General features: G+C 54.9%; 1 pseudogene. It reads left to right on the top strand.

The features are described 5' to 3' along the window. Positions 1-586: pseudogene (locus tag R7093_RS26720) on the top strand (hypothetical protein); the annotation flags it as partial.

Raw genomic sequence — 586 nt, 5'->3', positions numbered from 1 at the left:
TCTGGACCGGTGATGTTGTGGTGCCAGTGTCGTCAGAGCTAACCGTAGGCTTGGTGGTGAAAGACTACCAAGACCTTTCGGGGAATACGGGGGCAGAAGACCGCAGCCACTCTATGCCGATCACACCAACCTTGGCGATCACGCCAATAGGCAATGTGGATAGCAGTAACGCTGCCACATTGCAGATCACCGGTACTTCAAGCCGCTTTGATGGCCAAACCGTGAGCGTAGAAATCAAAGCGCAAGGCAGTGAAACGGTTATCGCCAGCGGCAGTGCCACGGTACAAAGTGGTGGCGCTTGGACGAGCAACGCGATGGACATCAGTGGTGAGCCAAATGGCACGTACACCGTCGTTGTCACAGGCACCAATGCCTCAAATGTGGAAGCAACAGAAAGCACAAACTTCACGTTGGCACAGGCATTGCCAACCTTGAGCAACGCGACCTTTAACCCAACGCATCAAGCGGAAGGACAAAGTGTGGCGGTCAGACTGGAGTTTGATAAAGCGCTGCAAGCAGCAAGCGCAGAGCTGGGTGGTTCCGCCATCACGCTGACTAAGACAGCGGATGCGAAAGTCTGGACCGG

Source organism: Vibrio sp. 1580 (assembly GCF_033340055.1).
Note: the sequence above shows the minus strand (reverse complement) of the source record. Positions and strands in the feature narration are given on the sequence as shown.